The 20,787-nt window shown below is 65.1% G+C and carries 22 protein-coding genes; 12 read left to right on the top strand and 10 right to left on the bottom strand.

Features of this window, described 5'->3' with window-relative positions; all coding sequences use genetic code 11:
* Positions 1–1,005 (bottom strand): glycosyltransferase family 2 protein, encoded by a 1,005-nt coding sequence (locus ACOEQ1_RS09130; RefSeq protein WP_419758939.1) that lies wholly within the window; start codon positions 1,003–1,005, stop codon positions 1–3.
* Positions 1,006–1,007: 2 nt separating this feature from the next.
* On the bottom strand, positions 1,008–1,718 hold the full coding sequence (locus ACOEQ1_RS09125) for a class I SAM-dependent methyltransferase (protein WP_419758938.1): 711 nt from the start codon (positions 1,716–1,718) through the stop codon (positions 1,008–1,010).
* 248 nt (positions 1,719–1,966) lie between these two features.
* On the opposite strand from ACOEQ1_RS09125, the gene ACOEQ1_RS09120 reads away from it, so the two are divergent.
* From ACOEQ1_RS09120 to hutI, 7 genes are all read left to right on the top strand, one after another.
* Complete coding sequence (locus tag ACOEQ1_RS09120) at positions 1,967–2,668, top strand: ABC transporter permease (RefSeq protein ID WP_419758937.1); 702 nt, start codon at positions 1,967–1,969, stop codon at positions 2,666–2,668.
* Positions 2,665–3,441, top strand: a complete 777-nt coding sequence (locus ACOEQ1_RS09115) for an ABC transporter permease (RefSeq protein ID WP_419758936.1) — start codon at positions 2,665–2,667, stop codon at positions 3,439–3,441. Before ACOEQ1_RS09120 ends, ACOEQ1_RS09115 begins: the two co-directional genes overlap by 4 nt.
* A gap of 26 nt (positions 3,442–3,467) precedes the next feature.
* Positions 3,468–4,502 carry an ABC transporter substrate-binding protein gene (locus ACOEQ1_RS09110; RefSeq protein WP_419758935.1) on the top strand — a complete coding sequence of 345 codons (1,035 nt, stop codon included), beginning with the start codon at positions 3,468–3,470 and terminating at the stop codon, positions 4,500–4,502.
* On the top strand, positions 4,495–5,310 hold the full coding sequence (locus ACOEQ1_RS09105; protein ID WP_419758934.1) for an ABC transporter ATP-binding protein: 816 nt from the start codon (positions 4,495–4,497) through the stop codon (positions 5,308–5,310). Before ACOEQ1_RS09110 ends, ACOEQ1_RS09105 begins: the two co-directional genes overlap by 8 nt.
* A gap of 77 nt (positions 5,311–5,387) precedes the next feature.
* Complete coding sequence (locus ACOEQ1_RS09100; RefSeq protein WP_419758933.1) at positions 5,388–6,713, top strand: aminotransferase class III-fold pyridoxal phosphate-dependent enzyme; 1,326 nt, start codon at positions 5,388–5,390, stop codon at positions 6,711–6,713.
* A gap of 270 nt (positions 6,714–6,983) precedes the next feature.
* Positions 6,984–7,253 carry an HU family DNA-binding protein gene (locus tag ACOEQ1_RS09095; RefSeq protein ID WP_419758932.1) on the top strand — a complete coding sequence of 90 codons (270 nt, stop codon included), beginning with the start codon at positions 6,984–6,986 and terminating at the stop codon, positions 7,251–7,253.
* Positions 7,254–7,335: 82 nt separating this feature from the next.
* A complete protein-coding gene (gene hutI, locus ACOEQ1_RS09090; protein WP_419758931.1) occupies positions 7,336–8,541 on the top strand; it encodes an imidazolonepropionase in 1,206 nt (401 codons plus the stop codon).
* Here the strand turns inward: hutI and ACOEQ1_RS09085 are convergent.
* Positions 8,531–8,719 carry a hypothetical protein gene (locus tag ACOEQ1_RS09085; protein ID WP_419758930.1) on the bottom strand — a complete coding sequence of 63 codons (189 nt, stop codon included), beginning with the start codon at positions 8,717–8,719 and terminating at the stop codon, positions 8,531–8,533. The two genes, hutI and ACOEQ1_RS09085, sit on opposite strands and share 11 nt — an antisense overlap.
* An 82-nt stretch (positions 8,720–8,801) precedes the next feature.
* On the opposite strand from ACOEQ1_RS09085, the gene ACOEQ1_RS09080 reads away from it, so the two are divergent.
* From ACOEQ1_RS09080 to ACOEQ1_RS09070, 3 genes are read left to right on the top strand one after another with little or no spacing between them, the layout of a single operon-like run.
* Positions 8,802–9,812 carry a phospholipase D-like domain-containing protein gene (locus ACOEQ1_RS09080; protein WP_419758929.1) on the top strand — a complete coding sequence of 337 codons (1,011 nt, stop codon included), beginning with the start codon at positions 8,802–8,804 and terminating at the stop codon, positions 9,810–9,812.
* 19 nt (positions 9,813–9,831) lie between these two features.
* Positions 9,832–10,455, top strand: coding sequence for a chromate transporter (locus ACOEQ1_RS09075; protein WP_419758928.1), 624 nt, complete (start codon positions 9,832–9,834; stop codon positions 10,453–10,455).
* Positions 10,452–10,982, top strand: a complete 531-nt coding sequence (locus ACOEQ1_RS09070; protein ID WP_419758927.1) for a chromate transporter — start codon at positions 10,452–10,454, stop codon at positions 10,980–10,982. The genes ACOEQ1_RS09075 and ACOEQ1_RS09070 overlap by 4 nt, the downstream gene beginning before the upstream one ends.
* A gap of 45 nt (positions 10,983–11,027) precedes the next feature.
* On the opposite strand, the gene ACOEQ1_RS09065 is transcribed toward ACOEQ1_RS09070, so the two are convergent.
* The 5 genes from ACOEQ1_RS09065 to mgrA form a co-directional block, all read right to left on the bottom strand.
* Entirely contained in the window at positions 11,028–11,528 is a 501-nt protein-coding gene (locus ACOEQ1_RS09065) for a Spy/CpxP family protein refolding chaperone (RefSeq protein WP_419758926.1), read from the bottom strand.
* Positions 11,529–11,571: 43 nt separating this feature from the next.
* Entirely contained in the window at positions 11,572–11,889 is a 318-nt protein-coding gene (locus ACOEQ1_RS09060; RefSeq protein ID WP_419758925.1) for a hypothetical protein, read from the bottom strand.
* 208 nt (positions 11,890–12,097) lie between these two features.
* Positions 12,098–13,879 (bottom strand): tetratricopeptide repeat protein, encoded by a 1,782-nt coding sequence (locus ACOEQ1_RS09055; protein ID WP_419758924.1) that lies wholly within the window; start codon positions 13,877–13,879, stop codon positions 12,098–12,100.
* Between the two features lie 412 nt (positions 13,880–14,291).
* Positions 14,292–16,502: a glycogen debranching N-terminal domain-containing protein gene (locus tag ACOEQ1_RS09050; RefSeq protein WP_419758923.1), complete on the bottom strand. Its 2,211-nt coding sequence runs from the start codon at positions 16,500–16,502 to the stop codon at positions 14,292–14,294.
* A 64-nt stretch (positions 16,503–16,566) separates the two neighbouring features.
* Positions 16,567–17,598, bottom strand: coding sequence for an L-glyceraldehyde 3-phosphate reductase (gene mgrA / locus ACOEQ1_RS09045; RefSeq protein WP_419758922.1), 1,032 nt, complete (start codon positions 17,596–17,598; stop codon positions 16,567–16,569).
* 169 nt (positions 17,599–17,767) lie between these two features.
* On the opposite strand from mgrA, the gene ACOEQ1_RS09040 reads away from it, so the two are divergent.
* Positions 17,768–18,016 carry an AbrB/MazE/SpoVT family DNA-binding domain-containing protein gene (locus ACOEQ1_RS09040; protein ID WP_419758921.1) on the top strand — a complete coding sequence of 83 codons (249 nt, stop codon included), beginning with the start codon at positions 17,768–17,770 and terminating at the stop codon, positions 18,014–18,016.
* Positions 18,013–18,414 (top strand): putative toxin-antitoxin system toxin component, PIN family, encoded by a 402-nt coding sequence (locus ACOEQ1_RS09035; RefSeq protein ID WP_419758920.1) that lies wholly within the window; start codon positions 18,013–18,015, stop codon positions 18,412–18,414. The genes ACOEQ1_RS09040 and ACOEQ1_RS09035 overlap by 4 nt, the downstream gene beginning before the upstream one ends.
* On the opposite strand, the gene ACOEQ1_RS09030 is transcribed toward ACOEQ1_RS09035, so the two are convergent.
* Both ACOEQ1_RS09030 and ACOEQ1_RS09025 read right to left on the bottom strand, forming a co-directional pair.
* The gene (locus ACOEQ1_RS09030; RefSeq protein WP_419758919.1) at positions 18,377–18,928 is read right to left on the bottom strand and encodes a GNAT family N-acetyltransferase; all 552 of its coding nucleotides are present in this window, start codon (positions 18,926–18,928) and stop codon (positions 18,377–18,379) included. The genes ACOEQ1_RS09035 and ACOEQ1_RS09030 overlap by 38 nt on opposite strands.
* Positions 18,925–20,685 (bottom strand): MFS transporter, encoded by a 1,761-nt coding sequence (locus tag ACOEQ1_RS09025; protein WP_419758918.1) that lies wholly within the window; start codon positions 20,683–20,685, stop codon positions 18,925–18,927. Before ACOEQ1_RS09025 ends, ACOEQ1_RS09030 begins: the two co-directional genes overlap by 4 nt.
* Between the last annotated feature and the right edge of the window lie 102 nt (positions 20,686–20,787).

Here is a 20,787-nt window from a genome sequence, read left to right as displayed (position 1 = left end):
TCAGGCTGTTTGTGGACGACGCTTTCGGAAGCGCGGATCGCGCCGGAGCAGATAGAAGAGAAACCTGAAAAGCTTTGGCTGCTTCATCAGCCGGAAGATGATGCCTTGCCGCAGACGGCGGCGCAGCCCCGGCCGGGACAGAGCCGAATAGCGCTGCGCCACGTCAAGCGCGAGGGCGCAAAGGTCGGGCCGCCCGCGGTCCATGTGACGGATGTATTCGGCCAAACCCGCCCTGAAAAAGCGCGGCGCGATGAGGTCTCGCACCCAGAAACGCGACAGCTCCCGGTCGTCCGGAAAAGCCGCCATGAGCTTGGCCGCGTAAATCTCCCGGCTCCGCCACATGCGCTCGCTGAACGCGCTGCTCGATGTGTGGCGGCGATAGCGCACCAGACTTTCCGGGATGAACACATTCCTCCAGCCGCTTCGGAACAGCCGGAGGAACAGGTCATCATCTTCATAACCCGCCAGCCGTTCGTCGAAACCACCCACCGCCGCGAAGGCGGAGGCGCGCACGACCGCGGCGCTGGGAAAGATGTACATGTCCGAGGCGAGAAGATTATACAGGCTCCGCTTCGGGTGCTCGACCTCGGGGTTGAGGACATGCAGCAGCTGCAGATGAACGACCTTCGCATCGTGGTCCATCTCGTCGATGTCGCAATAGGACCATCCAAGGTCGGGGTCGATTGCAAAGGGCGCGGCCAGAAGCTCGAGATGGCGGCGATGCCAGATGTCGTCGTGATCGAGGAAGGCGAGAAGCTCGCCCGTTGCCTGAGCGGCCGCGATGTTGCGCGCGCGCGATTGCCCCCCGTTCTCAACACGCAGCACATGTTTTGTGAATGGCGTCTGCAGCGATTCCGCGAAATCGGCGGAACCATCGGATGACCCGTCGTCGATCACGATGATCTCGACAGGCTGGGTGGTCTGCGCGGCGGCACTCCGAATGGAGGCTTCCAGATATGACCTGCCGTTATAGACCGGCATGATGACGGTGATGGTCGGACCCACGCCTACCTCCAACCCACCAGAGCACAGCAACCGGGCACACCGTAGAGTGCCAACGCCGGATGATCCCGCAACATCTTCGCCACCGCCGCGTAGACGCCGTATTCACCGGTCTCGTTCAGCCGGTCGTTAAAGTCATGGAACAGCATGAGGCCGCCGGGCGCCAGCAATTGCGGCAACAGAGAGCACGCCTGCAGCGAGGCTTCCAGCCGATGATCGTGGTCGATGAATATGGCGGAGAAACTTTCCTGTCGTGCGGCGGCCTGCCGCAACAAGCCAAAACCATCGCCGCCCCTCATCTCGTGCCACCGGCCGAGCCGGAGCTTGCGCACCGCCGCCATCGTCAGGCGCTGGAACTCCGGATCGATTTCCATCGAGACGACTTTGCCGCCACCACGCGCTTTCATGGCCCGGCACAGGATCGTGGCGGACAGCCCCCAGGCGCTGCCGATCTCCAGGGCGTCGCCCGAGGTGTAGCGGGCGATGTCGTAGAGGGTCAGCGCATCGGCAGGGCGCAGAAAGCCGCGTGGCTCGGTGGCGACCAGTCCGCCGGAGACAGGCCAACTGGCAATGAGCCGATGCCCGGCATCGGGCTCGGTGCGGAAAACCGGCTGATACGCCTCGATGGCTTCGAGCAAGGCCGGTAAATCCGGAATGGCACGCGGAGGAGGCGCCAGCGGGGCGGCGACAGGTGCGCGCATGAAAAGCCGGTTCAACACGGACTTTGCTTTCAGATCAGGACTGCAACTGTCAGCCAAGCCTCAGCCGGAGGCAACATTCCAATCCGGCAAATCCCGGCTTCTGAATTGACGACGGACAGTGCCTATTTGACACTGTCTCAGCCATATTTTACGTGAGCGCAGTGTTTAAACTCGCATCCTCGAACCAACTCGGCGAGCCGCCCTGGCGGAGACTCAGCCTCGGCTGCGTCTCCGTCTGTGTGGCGCTGCTTGGATGGCAGGCGATGAACACACTTCACATCGTGCCATCCGGACTGCTCGCGAGTCCTGCCCAGGTCGTTGCCGCCCTCATCGACATCTCCCGCCACGGCTACCGCGGCACCAGCCTCGGCGAGGACATCGGCGCGACACTCCTCCGCGCCCTCGGTGGATTTGCCGTCGGCACGATCGTGGGCGTGCCGCTCGGCCTCTGGATGGGCATGAACCGCATTGCCGCCGCCGGGGCCGATTGGTTCGTGCAATTCCTCCGTCCGTTGCCGCCGCTCTCGTTCCTCGTGCTGCTCATGCTGTGGCTCGGCACGGGCGATGTCGCCAAGGTCGGGCTCCTGGCGATCACCGCCTTCCCGATCATCGCGAGCGCCAGCTACGCCGCCGTGGCGGACGTGCCGGTGCAGAAACTCCAAGCCGCCGCCTCGCTCGGGGCCAGCCGTGGCCAGATTTTCCGGCATGTCGTGCTGCCCGCCGCCCTGCCCACCATCTCGACCGGGCTCAGGATCGCGCTGGCGGCGGCGTTTTCCACCGTCGTCGCCGCCGAACTCATGGCCGGCAGCGACGGGCTCGGCTGGATGATCTTCTCGGCCAGCCAATTCCTGCGCAACGACGTGATCCTGCTCGGCATCATCATCCTCGGCATCCTCGGCATGATGCTGAACAGCATCCTGCTCGGCCTCGATCGCGGCATCATCCACTGGCGGGGACGCGAATGAGACGCCTCGTCACGGGCCGGCCATGGATCGTGACGCTGCTCGCCATCGCGGTCGTGCTCGCTGCCTGGGCGACGGCGACCTGGACCGGCGCCGTCAGCGACCTGCTGCTGCCCACGCCCGACGAGCTTTGGAGCGGCGGCGCCGATCTCGTCGTCAACGGCTACAAGGGCTACAGCCTCGGCGCGCATATCGGCCTCAGCCTGATGCGCGTGGCGGTAGGGTTCGGCATCGGCACCATCCTCGGCACGATTTTGGGGCTGACCATGGGCATGTCGCCGACGGTCGATGCGCTGGCGGCCCCCTTCATCGAGTTCCTGAGGCCGCTGCCGCAACTGGCCTACCTCGTGCTGCTCATCGTCTGGTTCGGCATCGGCGAGACGCCCAAGATCGTGCTGCTGTTCCTGGCGGCGTTGCCGGTTTCCGCCGTCGCCGCGCGGGATGGCGTGCGGCAGGTCTCGCCCCAGCGGGTGCAGGCGGCGCAGTCCCTCGGCGCCAGCCCGTTTCAAATCTTCCTGCATGTCGTGCTGCCCTCGGCGCTGGGCGACATCTTCATCGGTGCCCGGCTCTCCATTGGCATTGTTTATGCAACGCTCATAGCCGCCGAGATGATCGCGGGCAGCAGCGGCATCGGCTGGCTCATTCTCGATGCCGGCCGCTTCCTCCGCAGCGACTACGTCATCGCCGGCATTCTCATGATCGCGGCCATGGGCGTCGGCCTCGACCGCGGATTGCTCCTGGCCCAGCGCCGCATCGTGCACTGGGCCGGCAAATGACAGTAATGCAACAACAGGAGAGACGCATGACCAACACGATACTTGGGCCAGGACGGCGGCAGGTGCTCGCAGGCGCGGCGGGCCTCGGGCTCACCGCTGCTTTGACGAGGCGACCGGCCCGTGCAGCCACGCCCACCATCAACATCGGCTACTTCGTCGAGACCAAGCCCACCATGATCGCCAAGTCGCAGGGCTGGTTCGAGGATGCGGCCAAGGCTCATATCAACTGGGTGGAGGTCGGCAGCGGCGCGCAGATCAACGCGGGCGTCGTCGCGGGCAGCCTCGACATCGGCATCGGCATCGGCTCGTCGCCCTCCGCCGCCGGGATCAGCCAGGGCATCCCCTACAAGGTCGTCGCCATGCTCGACAATATCGGGCCCGCCGAGGAGATGACGGTGCGGGCCTCCGACAACATCAAAAGCCCTGCCGACTTCAAAGGCAAAAAGATCGCGACGCCGTTCGGCTCGACCTCGCATTTCCGCCTGATCGGCTTCCTCAAGACCAACAACCTGTCGCTGAGCGAGGTGACCGTCCTCGACCTGCCGCCCGAGCAGATCGTCGCCGCCTGGAAGAGGGGCGACATCGACGCCGCCTATGTGTGGAGCCCGGCCAAGGCCGAATTGCTGGCCGATGGCGGCGTCGTCTACAAGACCTATGATGTGCTCGATGCGAAGGGCTATGTCATCGCCGACCTCATCGTCGCCCGCAATGGTTTCGCCCACGCAAACCCGGCGGCGGTGACCGGCATTCTCGCGGCCTATGGAAAGGCGCTGAACCTCTATCAGACGCAGCCGGATCAGGCGGCGGCCATCGTCGGACCGGCGGCGGGCGTGACCGCGGCCGTCGCCGCCGCAAACCTGCGCGAATACGATTTCGTGCCGCTGAAGACGCAGCTGACCGCGCAATGGCTCGGCACGCCCGGCCACCCCGGCGCGTTCGCGGCCGAGTTGCAGCATACGGCGCAATTCCTCGTGGGGCAGAAGAGCATCCGCCGCTCGCTCGGGCTTGCCGCCTACCAGAAGGGCATCGACACCAGCTACCTGGAAAAAGCGGTTGCCTGATCAAGGCGCGGTGACGGCCCATGCCTTGACGAAAGCGTCGTTCGTTCGTTTCGAAGGCGTCTCCGTCACCTACAACGCCGGCACGGCGCAGGCGACGGCGGCGCTCAGCCCGACCGATCTCGGCTTCGCCCAGGGCGACTTCGTCTGCATCGTGGGGCCGTCGGGCTGCGGCAAGACGACGCTCATGCAGACGCTCGCCGGGTTCCTGAAGCCGACCGCCGGCACCGTCAGCGTCGGCGGCGTGGCGGTGACCGGTCCGGGGCCGGATCGCGGCGTCGTATTTCAGCAGGCGGCGCTGTTCCCCTGGAAGACGGTTGCCGCCAATGCCGGCTTCGGGCCCACCATGCGCGGCCTGCCGCGCGCGGAGCGACAGGCGCGCGTCGAATACTGGCTGCGCTCGGTGGGCCTGTGGGATTTTCGCGACCGCTACCCGTACCAGCTTTCCGGCGGCATGCAGCAGCGGCTTGCCATCGCGCGGGCGCTCGCGAACGAGCCGGAGCTGCTGCTGATGGACGAGCCCTTCGGCGCGCTCGACGCTCTGACGCGGGAGAAGATGCAGGAGGAACTGCACACCGTCTGGAAGCGCCGCGGCATGACGGTGCTGTTCATTACCCATAGCGTCGACGAGGCGGTGTTTCTCGGCACCGAGGTGGTGGTGATGTCGCAGCGCCCCGGCCGGGTGCTGGCGCGCATTCCGTCGCCCTTCGCGCGTCTGGCAGGCGAGCGTGATATCCGCCGGATCAAGGCGGGCGCCGATTTCGTGGCGCTCAGGGAGCAGGTGCTGAGCCTGATCTGGGGCGAGGGCTGACGTTCCTTCCAGACTGGCGCGACCCTATGGGAGGTTTATAACAGTCGGACCGCACCGCCCGATGAGGTCTCATAGCCATGGATACCGCGCCCGCCCTTTTTAACGAGCCGCTCGACAACCATTGGATGCCCTATACGTCCAACCGGCAGTTCCGCGAGGCGCCGCGCATCATCGTGCGCGCGGAGGGGATTCATTACTGGAACCCTCAGGGTGACCGGCTGATCGACAGCATCTCGGGGCTCTACACGACGCCCGCCGGCCACGGGCGCGCCGAGATCCGCGAGGCCGTCACCAAGCAGATGGCCGAACTCGATTACGCGCCCGCTTTCCAGTTCGGCACGCCCGGCTCCTTCCGGCTGGCAACCGAACTCGCCGCGATGACGCCTGGCGACCTCAACCGCATATTCTTCACCAGCGGCGGGTCGGAGGCGGTGGAGACGGCGCTCAAGATCGCCATCAACTACCATCGGGCGCGAGGCGAGGGGCAGCGGCTGCGATTGGTCGGACGCGAGAAGGGCTACCACGGCACGAACTTTGGCGGCTGGTCGGTCGGCGGCATGGTCAAGAACCGCCAGATGTTCGGCTTGGGCCTGCCCGGCGTTTCCCATATCCGCCACACCATGATCCCCGAGAACCGCTTCACGATGGGGCAGGGCGAGCATGGCGGCGAAGCGCTCGCCGATGACCTGCAGCGCCAGATCGACCTCTACGGCGCCGACACGATCGCCGCCTGCATCGTCGAGCCGATTTCGGGCTCGGTCGGCATTCTGGTGCCGCCGCGCGGCTATCTCGAGCGGCTCCGCGCGATCTGCGACAGGCACGGCATCCTGCTGATCTTCGACGAGGTCATCTGCGGATTTGGCCGGCTCGGCCATCCCTTCGGGGCTCAGGCGTTTGGCGTCACGCCCGACATCATGACGATGGCGAAGGCCATCAACAACGGCAGCATCCCGATGGGTGCGGTCGCCGTGCGGGAAGGCGTCTGCCAGACCATCATGGACGTGGCCGCACCCGACGCCATCGAGTTCTTCCACGGCTATACCTACTCTGCTCATCCGGTCGCCTGTGCCGCGGCCATCGCCACGCTCCGCATCTACCAGGACGAGGACCTGTTCGCCCGCGCCCAGGCCCTGTCGCCCTATTTCCTCGACCTCGTCGCGGGCATGCGCGACCTCGGGATCGTCACGGACACACGCGGCTACGGAATGCTGGGAGCGTTCGACCTTGCGCCGTCCGGCAATCCTGGCGCCCGTGGCTTCGCAATGATGAAGGCCTGCTTCGCCGCCGGATTGGTCATCCGGGTCGCGGGCGATACGATCATCATCGCGCCCGCGTTCGTTGCGGAACGGTCGGACCTCGACCAGATCTTCACGATCCTTCGGCGAATACTTGCAACCGTATGACCGTTGCTGAAGCCTGTCGCGGTTCAGGCACGGCTTCAGCTACAGCTTTGTCCCTTTTGGGCAACGGCCTCTCGCGCTAGCTGCATTATAACAAGACCTGGAGGATCGCGCAGCGTGCGCCGAGACGTGCGCTACTTTCATGTCAGGAGAAAATCGTTGACGCGTCCAGATAGATGAGGAAGAAGCTTGGGCAAATGACCCATGCTCGCGATTCGTGCTGTTAGGCGTGTCATGTTCCTGGGTAGAGCATTTCTAAGTTAAGAGGTTTCGATGTCGAAAGCGTTTCTTGCCCAGGTCATCCAGGAGTCGGCCGACACGACAGGTGTTGCCGCGAACCGTGCAGCGAGCGACGTGATGGACGCGATCGTCCGGGAGTTGAAGAAGAACGGCCGCTTTACCTTGCCGAGCTTCGGAACCTTTATCGTTCGCAAGACGAAAGCGCGAAAAGGCCTCAACCCTCGCACCGGCGAATCGATCAAGGTGAAGGCCGGCAAGACTGTGCGCTTCAAGGCGTCACCGTCGCTCAAGAAAACGGTCTGAACCGCGGCCTTGTCATCCTGTTCCACCAATGGCTGAGCGGCAGCCATTCGATCGTCTATGGCTTGGGGGCAATCTCGCCACCATGACCCAAGCGGGGGCCCAACCGGGGGCGGATCCGGCGGCCTGCGCAGGATTAGGCGTTATCCGCGATGGCGCCATCGGCTCTATCGACGGGCGCATCGCCTTCGCCGGTCGACGGGCCGACCTCCCGGCGGGGACTGCAGCGCGAGACACGATCCGGCTCGATGGCCAGTGGATCACGCCTGGGTTCATCGATTGTCATACCCACATCGTCTATGCCGGCAACCGGGCCGCTGAGTGGGAGATGCGGCTGGGCGGCGCCAGCTACCAGGACATCGCCCGCGCGGGCGGCGGCATCCTCTCCTCGGTCCAGGCCGTCCGCGCCGCCAGCGAGGAGTCGCTCCGCGAGCAGGCGCTGGTGCGGCTCGACCGGTTGATGGCGGAGGGCGTCACCACGCTCGAGGCCAAATCCGGCTACGGTCTCGATACCGCCAATGAACTCAAACTGCTCCGGGTGGCGCGCAGCCTGGGAGACGAGCGCGCCGTCAGGCTCGTCACCAGCTTTCTTGGCGCTCACGCCCTGCCGCCAGAAGCCGCCGGCGACCGCGATGCCTTCATCGCCCGGATCTGCACCGAGATGTTGCCGGCCGTTGCGGCGGCTGGACTAGCGGATGCGGTCGATGGCTTCTGCGAAGGGATTGCCTTCTCGCCCGAGCAGATCGAACGCGTGTTCAACGCGGCCCGGGCCCTGGGCCTGCCGGTGAAGCTCCATGCCGACCAGCTGACAAACGGCGGCGGCGCTGCTCTGGCCGCCCGGCATGGCGCGCTCTCCGCAGATCACGTGGAATACACCGACGAGGCCGGAGCCGCCGCGATGGGAGCTGCGGGCACGGTGGCGGTGCTGCTGCCGGGCGCCTTCTATATGTTGCGGGAACGGCAGGCGCCGCCGGTGGAGACCTTCCGCCGCTACGGGGTCGGCATGGCCGTTTCGACTGACTGCAACCCCGGCACCGCGCCGCTCGTTTCTTTGTTGCTCGCCATGCACATGGCGGCGACCCTGTTCGGCCTGACCGTTGACGAGGTGTTGAAAGGCGTGACCTTCGAGGCCGCGCGCGCTCTGGGACTCTCCGATACGATCGGCTCACTCGAGGTTGGAAGGGCCTGCGATCTCGCTATATGGTCCGTCGGCCGGCCGGCCGAGATTTTCCATATCCTGGGGCATAACCCGTTGTTCGCCCGGGTTTTCGCAGGGAACGTTACGGCTTAGCCCGGTCGCGACGTTGCTGCTGTTCGATCGGCAGCTCGTCCGGCTGCGCCGAGCCGCCACGCACTTCCGCCTCCGCGCCTACGCCGGTTGCGCCTTCTTTTCGGATCAAGGGCTTGGTCCCTGACGACTTGGTGCTATCTTCCTGCGCTTGATCGATCGGCAGATCGTCGGGTGGCATCGCATACTCCTTTTCGGTCAGGTCAGGCTGATCGGGAGATAGGGTGCGACGACAGAATCCTAAGGGGCGTGGGCGGAACGGCATGGAACTCACTCGCGATATCACCCTGGTTGAAGCGGCCCGCGCCATCATCGAGCCCAAGCAGGGCAGCCAGCCCGTGCTTGACCTCATCAACGGCGCCGAGAAAACGATCCGCCTGAAGATGTTCACCTTCACGTCGGATGATATCGCCCTGGCGCTGATCGCGGCCCAGGCGCGGGGCGTCGCGGTGCGGGTGATGCTGAACCCCGCCCGCTCCTCCGGCAGCCGCGCCAACGACGACATGAAGGCGCGCCTAACGGCAGGCGGCTGCACGGTCATCTGGAGCAGCCCGGCCTTCGCCGTCACCCATGAAAAATCGATGGTGGTGGACAGCCGGAGCGCGCTGATCGCGACCTTCAACTTCGGGGTGAAGTATTTCACGGCCACGCGCGATTACGGGATCGTCACTGAAAATCCGGAGGTGGTCGCCGAGATCGAGACGTGTTTCGAGGCGGACTGGAACCGGCGGGAGTTCACGCGCCCGGACAAAAGCGCGCTGGTCTGGAGCAACCGCGGGTCGCGCACGCTGATGTGCCACTACATCGACACCGCGAAGCATACGCTCGACGTGCAGCACCCTAAGTTCGTCGACGCGGTCGTGCTCGACCGGCTCATCCAGGCGCATGAGCGCGGCGTCCGCGTGCGCGTGCTCTGCGGCGGCAAGCACGGCATCAGCACCTGGGATATCCTGGATACATTCGCCTCGCTGCGGATGATGAAACTAAACGGCATCAAAATCCGTAAGCAGAAGCACCTCCGTCTACATGCGAAGCTGCTCCTGGCCGACCACCAGACCGCCATGGTCGGCTCGATGAACATCGATCGGAGCGCCTTCGATCTGCGGCGCGAGCTTGGCTGCTTCGTCAACGATCCGGCGGCGATCGAGGCCCTGGCCGACACTTTCCTTGAGGACTGGCACGACGCGAGCCATTACGACCCGCCGGACCCATTGACTGTTGAACTCATCACCGAGGACGACCAACCGCATGACTCCGAACTCATCCACGAGTGAGGTAGCGGCCGGAACGGGTATGTTGGATGCGCCTAAGCCGGCCGCCTCGACCTGGGAGATCGCGACGACCTTCAACGAGATTTCGCTGTCGAGCTTCGGCGGCGGCCTGTCCGCGTGGTCGCGGGAGATGGTGGTCGCCCGCCGCAAATGGATGGACGATCCGGAATTCCTGAGCGCGATGACGATCTGCCGCATCCTGCCAGGGGCCAACCAGGTCAATCTGGCCGTCTTCGTGGGCACCAAGCTGAACGGGATGCGCGGCGCGGCGGCGGCACTGGCCGGGCTCATCTTCATGCCAACGGTGCTGCTGATGGCCATCGCGGCCCTCTACGCCGTGTTCCAGCACTCCCATGCCGTGCAGCATGTGCTGGCGGGGTTCGCCGCCGCAGCGGTTGCCATGACGTTGCAGATGGTTTGGAAGACCGGACGGACGACGCTCACCTCGGTGGTGCCGGTCCTGCTGTTCGCGCTGACCTTCGTATTGAACGGAGTTTTACGCTGGCCGCTGTGGTGGACGCTGCTGATCACGGCGCCTCTCGGCATCGGCTGGGCCTGGCGGCGCGCGCATAGGCGGATCAAGGCCCAGGCTACTCTGGAGCCACATGCCGTTCCGAAAGCGGGCGCGACCGGAGCGGCGCCATGACGCTCGCTCTTGCTCTGCAAATCTGCTCCGTCTTCGGCCTCACCTCGCTGCTCGCCTTCGGCGGCGGGAACGCGGTGATCCCGGCGTTCGAGCGGATGACGGTGCATGTCCATCACTGGCTGACGCCGCAGCAATTCACCGACAATTTCGCGATCGCGCAGGCCGCGCCCGGACCGAGCACACTCATTGTCAGTCTGCTCGGCTATCGCGCCGGGGGCATCTGGGGCGCGTTGATAGCGACCGCGGCCATGGTGGTGCCGACGGGACTCATCGTCTACGGCATCGCACGGGTGTGGGATAAGGGGCATGGGGAGAAGGCGTTTCGCCACGCCTTCCAGGATGGACTGGCGCCGATCACGATCGGTCTGATCCTCGCGGGCGGCATGATCGTCGCCCGGCACGCAGAGGGCAACTGGGTGCAGGTGGTGATGACGCTGGTGGCAACCGTTGTTCTCTGCGCAACCAAGGTAAACCCGCTCATCATCGCGGTGTCATGCGGGGTGGTCGGCTATGTTGTGGGGGCCTAGTCCGGGGCCGTCTCGCCTCCGGACTGTGCGACACAGCCCGCCACGTCATTTAGAGTTGGCGCTGGAGGGGCCTGTGGCTCTCATGCGGAAGACAGTGTCGGCGATCTGCTTCTGAGACGACGGGAACGCACTGTAGAGCGCCTGGAACGTGCTCGCCAGCTTCTGCATATTCGTCGCATGCAGTTGAGCGAGTTGTGCGTATGATTGCATCGTTTCCGTGGCGTTCATCCCGGCAAGATTTCTGCCGCGCTGGGTCAGGGCCTGCTCCATCTGGGCTGCGTTGTCGCGCATGACCTGGGCGAACTGAGCCCATGAAGGCTCTTCCGCAGCCGTGATGTGAAGCTGATCATGAAGCTCCTTGATGTGCTGCTCGACCCTTTCGGAACCCGTTTTCGATAGCTCGGGAATCTTCGCGGACGATGACGCGCCCTGAGAAGCAGGCGCCGGCGAAGCGTTTTGCGCGAAGGCGGTTGCCGGCAACGTCAGGGCAGGAATAGCGATGGCCCCGAGAAGTGCGGCCAGACGCGGCACCAAGGTGCGTTTCATTGAAATCACTCCGTTGCAGAGACGCCAAGTGCGGTGTCGTCAATCAGGGATAATAGGCTCCGGGAGGCGGTCCATACCCCGGACCTGGCGGTGGCGGCGGGTAGTAGGCTCCCGGCGGCGGCGCATAGCCTTGTTGCGCGATCGCCCCGCCAACCAGCGCACCGATCCCCAACCCAAGGATGGCGCCCCCGATGAGGGCGCCCGTATTGTTGCCGCCGCGATGGTAGTCGCCGCGGCCATGCCGGTCATAGTGTCGGTCCATGTGACGAGGCGGGCCGGCATCGGCCGCGAGCGGCGCCGCGATCATCGCCGTCGCAAGCAGAACCGCCCCAGCCGAACGTGCGATGGATAAAGCACACATGGACAGTTCCCTTGCCGTTGAACTTCCGGATTCGCCGAAATATAACGCGATCAGACTATTGCAAAAGTCATAATCAGATCTTGTCACGTGAACGTGCTGGCTTCTGCCCCTCCCGTCATTGCGGCGTAACTCTACGAGGAACCGACCTGATTTGCGCGCAAGCCTGTTTCTTGTGCTTTGTCTTGAAGTCTAGTTGCGAATGTTGCAATCAGCAATAACAGGAAGCCAAGGCTGCGCCCACTCTTTGCATGACGCCTCTCCAATCGCCCGGTCTCGTCTGCCGGAACAGACGCAGGCTCGGGTACCAAGGGCTGTCCTCGCGGTCCTCCAGCCAGCGCCAGCATGAATCGAACCGGTTGAGCAGCCACACCGGCTTGCCCATGGCCGCCGCGAGATGTGCCGTCGATGTATCAACGCTGATGACCAGATCCAGATTCTCGATCAGGCCGGCCGTATCCTGAAAATCGCCGATGGCGGGCGCCGCGTTGTAGACGTTGCCCTCAGGCCAGAGCACGTCCCTCATGGCGATCAACTCGCCTTCCGCGGGTTCCCCCTTTTGAAGACTGATGAAATCTATACCGGGATGGTTCAGCTGGCCGATAAGCGGCAACGGTATGTTCCGGCGCCGGTTGACAGCGTCGAGCTCAGGCTGATCAGGCCGAAAGCCGCCGCTCCAGACGAGGCCGACGCGCCGCCTCGATTTCGGGCCCAGACGCGTGCGCCATGACGAAACGGTATCCGCCTTGGCCGCAAGGTAGGACATGTGTTGAGGGATCGTGTCGATCGCGGTCTCGAAAGCGAGCGGCAAACTCATCAGCGAGCACTGAACATCGAAGGCCGGGATCGGATCGCCAGCCGCGATCAGCCGCGTAACGCCGGGAAGCCCGGATAGAAGCCGCACCAGGGGCCTCGGCACTTCCAGCGTGACCACTCCGCCGCGGGCGGCGACCAACGGCACGTAGCGGCAAAATTGGATGGTGTCCCCCAGCCCCTGCTCGGCATGGAGCAGGATCCGCTGGCCGTTGAGGTTTTCTCCGCGCCACTGCGGCTTGGAGAAGGTTCTCGGCTGGAGAAGCGGGGACGCTTGGCGCAGGCGCCAGTCGTACTCCGCCCAGCCGCGAGGCAGGTTGCCGGCCAGTAACAGCTCCATCCCGAGATTGACGTGGGCCTCGGCGAAACCCGGGCTCGCGCGGATCGCATGATTGTAGGCGTCGATGGCCTCATCCGAGCGTCCCAGCGCCTTCAGCGTGTTGCCAAGGTTGTAGTGCGGCTCGGCAAAGTCGGGCTTCAGCCGAATGGCCTCGCCATGCGCGTCGGCGGCGTCGGCAAGCCGGCCCAGCATCCTCAGAACGTTGCCTCGGTTGGCATGGGCCTCGGCAAGATCGGGCTTGATGCGGATGGCGGCGTCGTAGGCTGCCAGAGCCTCCGCCGGCAGGCCGAGCTCATGCAACGTCTTGCCCAAGTTGCCGTAAGCCTCGGCATAGTCCGGTTTGGAGCGGATGGCGTGGCGGTAGGCGGCGGCCGCACGCTCCAGCTGGCCCAGCTGCAACAGGATCATGCCGAGGTTGTAGTGCGCCTCGGCGAAATCGGGCTTGAGCCTGATCGCGGCGCCATAGGCCGCGGCTGCATCATGAACGCATCCCAACACGGCGAGGACAGTGCCGAGATTGTAATGAGCCTCGGCGAAATCGGGCGTCAGACGGATGGCCCCGGCATAGGCATCCTTCGCCTCGCCGAAGCGCCCCAGCCCCTTCAGCGCGTTGCCAAGGCTGCAGCGGTAGAGAGCGATCCGCGGTTCGATTTCGATTGCGCGGCCAATCGTTTCGACCGCGATCGCATCCTGCCCGACCTGATGGGCGATCAGGCCAAGCAGATGCAAAGCGTCCGCTTGGCCAGGATTGACTTTCAGCACCTGGATATAGACCGCCTTGGCCTGCGCCAGTTGCCCGGCCCGCTGATGCCGAAGCCCGGTCTCCAAGATGCCGCTCATGCTCGATGACGAAGAAGGCTGCTGTACGAACAGGATCTTGGCTTGCGCCCGTCTCTGACTTCGGTTCAGTCCCATGGTCTTTCAACTTCCGCTTCAGCAGATTGACAGGAAAACGCAATGGAGCCGGTTCATGCTCCGGGATGTCCCCATTCCCGGCAGGCTGCTTATGCGCGATCATTCCTGAATGGCGACCTCACCAACCGATAATAAGATGTGCGGCATGGTCGTCAGCATGCTTGATGCGCCAGACACGCGCCAATTGCCTTGGCAATGGTTTATTCGCATATTGATGCCAAGGCTTCTAAAGGCAGACCGCCCGATGAATTTCCGGTCTTCCAGCAGTCACGAAGTCGCAAACCGGGTCTTTACAATGACGCAATAGCATTCCGTCAAATGCGCGGAAGCCCGGCTGCTAGCTGCGGACGAGGACGTGCACGTCGCCATGCCGTTCGATCACGTTGACCGCCACTTCGCGTCCTGTACGCCGGATAAAGACGCTGATGCGGCCGGAGTTCAGGCTGATGTTGTGCAGGGTGATCTCGTCCATGAAGGAGGGCAGCGTAGGCCTGTTGAAGACGACGCTGTTGCTCGGGGGGTCGATGCTGAGCCCGAGCGAGGCTTGCAGCAATGCCGGCAGGGCCGTGGCCGCCCAGGCCTGGGGCGAACAGGCGACGGGGTAGAAGGTCGGACCTTGCGCCCGCCGCCGCGCGAAGCCGCAGAACAGCTCCGGCAACCGCCGCATGTCGATATAAAGCGCGGCGTCGAAAAGACCGTTGAAGATCTTCGAAACGGCCTCCGTATGCCCGTAACGGGCAAGCCCAAGGGCAATCATGGTATTGTCGTGCGGCCAGACCGAGCCGTTGTGATAGCCCATCGGGTTGAAGCGAGCCTCGCCGCTGGCAATGGTGCGGATGCCCCAGCCGGTGAAGAAAGCGTTCGACATGAAGCCGTCCGCCAGCCGCTGCGCGCGCTCGGGCGACACGATGCCGGCCAGCAGACAATGGCCCGCGTTGGAGGAACGCACCCGGCAGGGCTGCTTCCGCCCATCGAGCGCCAGCGCATAGGTGCTGATCTCCTCGCACCAGAAGGCGGCCTCGAACGCCACCCGGAGGGCCTCGGCCTTCTTCTCCTGGGCCATGGCGATCTGGTCGTGGCCGAGGCGGCGGCCGATATCGGCCATCGCCAGCCGGGCGGCATAGACGTAGCCCTGCACCTCGCAGAGTGCGATCGGACCCTCGGCAAGGCTGCCGTCGGCATGAAAGACGCTGTCCCAGCTGTCCTTCCAGCCCTGATTCTGCAGACCCTGCCCGGTCGCGCGGAAATACTCGACGAAGCCGTCGCCGTCGCGGTCGCCGTAGCGCTCGATCCACTCCATCGCCGCTTCGAGATGCGGCCAGAGCCTGTAGGCGGTCGTCTCGTCATGCGTGCGCTCGACATAGGCCCCGGCCAGCATGATGAAGAGCGGCGTGCTGTCGACGCTGCCGTAATAGCGGCGGAAAGGGACCTCCCCGAGCGCCGCCATCTCTCCGTTGCGGACCTCGTGCAGGATCTTGCCCGGCTCCGCGTCGGAGGCGGCGTCGACCGTTGTCGCCTGGTTCTCGGCGAGGAAGTTGAGCACCCCGCGAGCGATGGAGGGATCGACCCACAGCGCCTGGAGCGCGGTGATGAGGGCATCACGCCCGAAGGCGGCGGAGAACCAGGGGATGCCGGCATAGGGATAGAGCCCGGTCGGCTTCTCGGTGATGAGCATGTAGAGGTCGGAAATCGCGCGGCGGATGGCCTCGTTGAACAGCTCGTTGGAGCTCGCCATCGCCGCCGCCTTGGCGGATCGCGTGCGCATCCACCGGCGAGTTTCCACCATGGAGAGCAGATAGGTCTCGCGTACGTCCCGCGTCGGCAGTTCGCCGTCCGAGCAGGCGATCTCGATGTAGAGCAACGCCTGCTCGCCGGGTTGCAGCGTCACGTCGAACATGGCCTGCCCGCCGTCGAGCGCCGAGGGCGTCGGGCTGAAGCGCAGGCGCGTCTGCCGACGTTTGTCGTCGAGCCCGGTATAGGCGAGCGTCACGCTGCTCTCGCTGATCTCGGCGGGCTCGATGCGGCCGTGCTTCGCGCGCGGCGTGCCGCGGACCTCGAAAAGGTCTTTGAAGTCGGCGTCGAAGGCGAGTTCGAGGCGGATGAAATGGGCTTCGCTCGAGAAGCTGCGCAGCTGGATCCGCTCGAAGACGGTGGCGTTGATCATGAAGCGCGTGCGCCGCATGTGGATGACGCTGTGCTCGACCATGACCTCATCGCCGCGCAGGAGATCGGGGTTGGCGAGGTCGCAGATCAGCGCGCCGTTATCGTCCCGCAGCGTCGAGCTGAGCAGGACCGGGCGGCCGCCACCTATCGTCAGGTCGTAGACGGAGAGGTGGCGGGTGTCGCGGTTGTAGAGCCCCTCGGTGCCGCCCGAGTAAGGCTGGATATTGCCGCAGAGATCGAAGACGCCGAACATGTCGGCGTTCTTCAGCGTGCGGTACTGCCGCTCCTGCAAGGACAGCGACGCGCCCACGGCATAGGGGGGCTCGCCTGAGGCATCCGGCCCCGCAGGGCCAGAGGAGGGATGGGGTTCGGCGGCAGCGTTCACTATCGCTCTCCTTCGATTGGCCCGTCCTCATAGGCCGATCGATGGAAAAGCGTAACCCGGCCGGTCAGGCCGCGGCAGAAACCTTCCGCCAAAGATCGATACCGCCTTCCTGGGCGTGCCGGTCGATATCCGCCAGCTCGTCTTTTGAGAAGGCAATGTTCTTTGAGGCGTCAAGCGCGTCATCGAGCTGCTGAACATTGCGCGCGCCGATGAGCGCCGAGGTCACGGCGGGTCCGCGCAGCACCCAGGCAATCGCCATCTGCGCCAACGTCTGGCCGCGCTTCTTGGCGATGTCGTTGAGTGCGCGCACGCGGGTGAGGTTCTCCTCGGTGATCAGCCCCTGGTCGAAGGAACTGCCTTTGGAGGCGCGGGTGCCCTCGGGCACGCCGTTCAGATACTTGCTTGTGAGCAGGCCCTGGGCGAGCGGCGAGAAGGCGATGCAGCCAGTGCCGATGTCCGTGAGGGTGTCGAGCAGCCCGTCCTCGACCCAGCGGTTGAGCATGGAATAGGACGGCTGGTGGATGAGCAGCGGCACGCCGAGGTCCTCGAGGATGGCAGCCGCCTTGCGGGTCAGCTCCGGGCCGTAGGAGGAGATGCCGACATAGAGCGCCTTGCCCTGGCCGACGAGCGTGGCGAGCGCGCCCATCGTCTCCTCCAGCGGCGTGCTGGGGTCGGGGCGGTGGGAGTAGAAGATGTCGACATAGTCGAGGCCCATGCGCTGGAGGCTCTGGTCGCAGCTGGCGATCAGGTATTTGCGGCTGCCGCCGAAGCCGTAGGGTCCGGGCCACATGTCCCAGCCGGCCTTGCTGGAGATGACCAGCTCGTCGCGATAGGCCTGAAAATCCTTCTGAAGGATGAGGCCGAAGTTCTCCTCGGCCGAGCCGTATGGCGGTCCGTAGTTGTTCGCAAGGTCGAAGTGGGTGACGCCGCGGTCGAAGGCGCGGCGGATGACGGCGCGTCCGGTCTCGAAGACATCCTTGCCGCCGAAGTTGTGCCATAGGCCAAGCGAGATGGCCGGCAGATCGAGGCCCGAGCGGCCGCAGCGACGATAGGGCATGGCATTGTCATAGCGGCCGGAAGCGGGTTCGTAGCTCATGCAATATTCCTTGTGGTGACGTTCCTGACCGGCGAAACCTAGACGGTGGAGCACCGATGCGACAGGGGGGGCGGGGCTGCCGGCCGATCACGCTCCTGCAGGCTGTAACCGAAGATTGGGTTGTTGTAAGGTGGTCCATGCCTTACATCGGGTTTGTGAGGAGATGGTCATGGCGATTGAATTGACGGTGACGGCAAAGGGGCAGGTCACGCTGCGGCAAGCGGTGCTCGAGCATCTCGGCACGAAGCCCGGGGAGAAGGTGGAGGTCGATCTGCTCCCCGATGGACGCGTCGAGTTGCGGGCAGCGGGTGCCGGCGCGCCGCTCAGCCGCCTACGCGGCATACTCCGTCGAGAAGTTACACGGCCGATAACGCTGGAGGAGATGCAGGAAGCGATCGAGAGCGTCGAGTATCCTTGAGGATCGCGATCGACACCAACATTCTGGTCCGCTTTCTAACAGAGGACGACGAGCCTCAGACGGCACTCGCCACAGCAGCAATAGAGGCTGCCGAGGCAGTGATCGTCTCGACCACCGTGCTCTGCGAGACGGTCTGGGTTCTTTCACGTGCGCACAAACTGTCCAGGCAGAGGGTCGCCGATGTGCTGCGCGCCTTCATTACCTCAGACCGGGTCGAGGTGAATCGCTTGGAGGCCGAGGCTGGACTGTCTTATCTCCAAAGCGGGCGTGACTTCGCCGACGGCGTCATCCTGCTGCATGCGGAGCAGTCGCGCGCCGACCGGCTCGTGACCTTCGACCGCGATTTCGCCAAGGCGCCCGTCACGTCGAAGGTGCCGCTCGTCCTGCTGGAGCGGTGATCTCGTAGGCGACGTGCGCCCGTAGAGGATCGCCCTCCGCCACATTGGGATGGTCGAATTCGCCGATCCGCCGCATCCCCAGCCGCTCCATCAAGCCCCAGGATGCGGTGTTGGCGGGGACCGTGAAGGCCACGACCCGATCCAGTCCGAGCGTGCCGAACGCGAAATCCAGTGAGGCTTCGGCGGCTTCCCGGGCCAGCCCGCGCCGCTGCCAGTCGGTCGACAGCCGCCAGCCGATCTCGACCGCCGGGGTGAAGAAAGCCTCCCAAGGGATGTGCGCCAGCCCGCACAGACCGATGAGCGTCTCCGTGGCGCGGTCCTCGACCGCCCAGAAGCCCCAGCTATGCCCGGCGAAGTGCTGGTCGATCCGGTCGAGCAAGGCGTCCGACAGCGCTCGCGATGTGGGCGAGAGATGCCGCGCGACCGCCGGCTCCGCATTGATCGCCGCGAACGGCGCGCGATCCTCGGCGCGCCAGGGCCGCAGGCGAAGTCGTGGGGTCAGAAGCCCGGTCATAGGCCCGGCCTCGCCGGCTGCATTTCCTGGCGAGATGGCTCCGGCGCGACGCCCGGCGGAACCTCGACCTCCTGAGCGATGCGCATGCCTCCGCGCCAGGAGGCGACGCCTGCCAGCACATACAGCAGTGCCGAGAAGCTGAACGCGAAGGCCAGCCCATGCTTGAACGGCCCGGACATGAGGGCGGGAAAGAACAGCTTGCCGGTGAGCGTCGCGGCGTTGCCCGGCGGGAGCGCGTGCAATACCGCGGGCGGGATCAACTGGCTCATCGGGTTATAGCCGAGGAAGGCCGCGAAGAGGCTGGAGACCGGCGGCGTCATCGCGACCGCGTGGGCGACGGCGGGCGGCACGTTCTGGGCGAGCAGCCCGGCTTCCATCGATGGCCGCAGGCTCTCCGCCAGCCCCGCCAGCATCAGGCTGAAGAAGACGCCGATCGACATCACCGTGCCGACGTTGGTGGTCGTCGCGCGCAGGCCCGAGGCTTGCCCTCGCTCGTGCGCGGGCACGGAGTTCATGATCTGCGTCATGTTGGGCGCCGCGAACAGCCCGGAGCCGAGCCCGTTCGCGAAGAGCAGGGCGGCGAACAGCGTGTAGGAGAAATCGGCCGGCAGCAGCATCAGCGCGATGAAGCTCGCCGCGCCCAGGCCCATGCCGCCGAGGGCGAACGGCAACCCGCCCAGCCGGTCCGAGAAGTAGCCGGAGGCAGGCCCCGCCAGCAGGAAGCCGATCGTGAGCGGCAGCATGAAGACCGCCGACCACAGCGGCGTCTGCTCGAAGGAATAGCCGTGCAGCGGCAGCCAGATTCCCTGCAGCCAGATGATGAGCATGAACTGCAACCCGCCGCGCCCGATGGAGGAGGTGAGGTTGGCGATGTTGCCGAAGGCGAGGGGCGCGATCCGCAACAGCCGGAAATCGAGCATTGGACGGCTGACGATGCGCTCGATGACCAGGAAGGCGATGAGGGAGAGCAGCCCCAGGCCGAACAGAGTGAGCACGCGCGGGCTTGTCCAGGCCATGACGTCATGGCCGTAGGGCTGGATGCCGTAGGTGATGGCGCTGAGGATGAACACGAGGCCGAGCCCGAAGGTCAGGTTGCCGCCCCAGTCGATCCCGGCGCGCGACGCACGCACCGGCCCGTCGCGCAGCTTGAAGTAGGCCCAGACGGTGCCGACGAGGCCGATCGGGACATTGACCCAGAAGACGAGCCGCCAACTGGTGTCTGCGAGCAGGCCGCCGATCACGAGGCCGAGGAACTGACCGCCGATGGCCGCGACCACGTTGATGCCGAGAGCGAAGCCACGCTCCTTGGCCGGGAAGGCGTCGGTGAGGATGGCGGTGGAATTCGCCATGATCAGCGCGCCGCCGATGCCCTGGATGACGCGGACGGCGATGAGGTAGGTGGCGGCAAAATCGCCCCGTCCGGGCAGCAGGCCGAGTGCCAGGGCCGCAACCGTGAAGATCGCGAAGCCCAGGCTGTACATGCGCGCCCGGCCATACTGGTCGCCGAGCCGCCCGAACGACACGACGAGCACTGCGGTTGCGATCATATAGCCGATGATGGCCCAGAGCAGGTAGTTGATGTTGCCGGGGTCGAGCGCCCGCAACCCGATGCCGCGGAACACCGCCGGCAGGCTGATCAGCAGGATGGAGCTATTGATGGTCGCCGCCAGCATGCCGAGCGTCGTGTTGCTCAGCGCAACCCATTTGTAGCTGCCGGAGGTGTCCGTCTCGGCCTGAGGCCGCCCTGCTGCATGCATCTTCGCGCGTCTCTTCGGCTGGCGACCTGTCGACATGCACAGTCGACGATCTCGGCAGAGCCGGCAACCCCGCTTGTCATACTAACTTTATGGCGACTCTCC

This window comes from Acidisoma sp. (assembly GCF_965199065.1).
In the GTDB taxonomy this organism is placed as follows: Bacteria; Pseudomonadota; Alphaproteobacteria; order Acetobacterales; family Acetobacteraceae; genus Acidisoma.
This window is presented reverse-complemented; position numbering and strand designations above follow the sequence as displayed.

Excerpts from the sequence above, each read along its gene's own strand:
- ACOEQ1_RS09120 (WP_419758937.1), top strand. The coding sequence starts at position 1,967 with ATGAACACACTTCACATCGTGCCATCCGGACTGCTCGCGAGTCCTGCC.
- ACOEQ1_RS09115 (WP_419758936.1), top strand. The coding sequence starts at position 2,665 with ATGAGACGCCTCGTCACGGGCCGGCCATGGATCGTGACGCTGCTCGCC.
- ACOEQ1_RS09110 (WP_419758935.1), top strand. The coding sequence starts at position 3,468 with ATGACCAACACGATACTTGGGCCAGGACGGCGGCAGGTGCTCGCAGGC.
- ACOEQ1_RS09100 (WP_419758933.1), top strand. The coding sequence starts at position 5,388 with ATGGATACCGCGCCCGCCCTTTTTAACGAGCCGCTCGACAACCATTGG.
- ACOEQ1_RS09095 (WP_419758932.1), top strand. The coding sequence starts at position 6,984 with ATGTCGAAAGCGTTTCTTGCCCAGGTCATCCAGGAGTCGGCCGACACG.
- hutI (WP_419758931.1), top strand. The coding sequence starts at position 7,336 with ATGACCCAAGCGGGGGCCCAACCGGGGGCGGATCCGGCGGCCTGCGCA.
- ACOEQ1_RS09085 (WP_419758930.1), bottom strand. The coding sequence starts at position 8,719 with ATGCCACCCGACGATCTGCCGATCGATCAAGCGCAGGAAGATAGCACC.
- ACOEQ1_RS09080 (WP_419758929.1), top strand. The coding sequence starts at position 8,802 with ATGGAACTCACTCGCGATATCACCCTGGTTGAAGCGGCCCGCGCCATC.
- ACOEQ1_RS09075 (WP_419758928.1), top strand. The coding sequence starts at position 9,832 with ATGTTGGATGCGCCTAAGCCGGCCGCCTCGACCTGGGAGATCGCGACG.
- ACOEQ1_RS09070 (WP_419758927.1), top strand. The coding sequence starts at position 10,452 with ATGACGCTCGCTCTTGCTCTGCAAATCTGCTCCGTCTTCGGCCTCACC.
- ACOEQ1_RS09065 (WP_419758926.1), bottom strand. The coding sequence starts at position 11,528 with ATGAAACGCACCTTGGTGCCGCGTCTGGCCGCACTTCTCGGGGCCATC.
- ACOEQ1_RS09060 (WP_419758925.1), bottom strand. The coding sequence starts at position 11,889 with ATGTGTGCTTTATCCATCGCACGTTCGGCTGGGGCGGTTCTGCTTGCG.
- ACOEQ1_RS09055 (WP_419758924.1), bottom strand. The coding sequence starts at position 13,879 with ATGAGCGGCATCTTGGAGACCGGGCTTCGGCATCAGCGGGCCGGGCAA.
- mgrA (WP_419758922.1), bottom strand. The coding sequence starts at position 17,598 with ATGAGCTACGAACCCGCTTCCGGCCGCTATGACAATGCCATGCCCTAT.
- ACOEQ1_RS09040 (WP_419758921.1), top strand. The coding sequence starts at position 17,768 with ATGGCGATTGAATTGACGGTGACGGCAAAGGGGCAGGTCACGCTGCGG.
- ACOEQ1_RS09030 (WP_419758919.1), bottom strand. The coding sequence starts at position 18,928 with ATGACCGGGCTTCTGACCCCACGACTTCGCCTGCGGCCCTGGCGCGCC.
- ACOEQ1_RS09025 (WP_419758918.1), bottom strand. The coding sequence starts at position 20,685 with ATGCATGCAGCAGGGCGGCCTCAGGCCGAGACGGACACCTCCGGCAGC.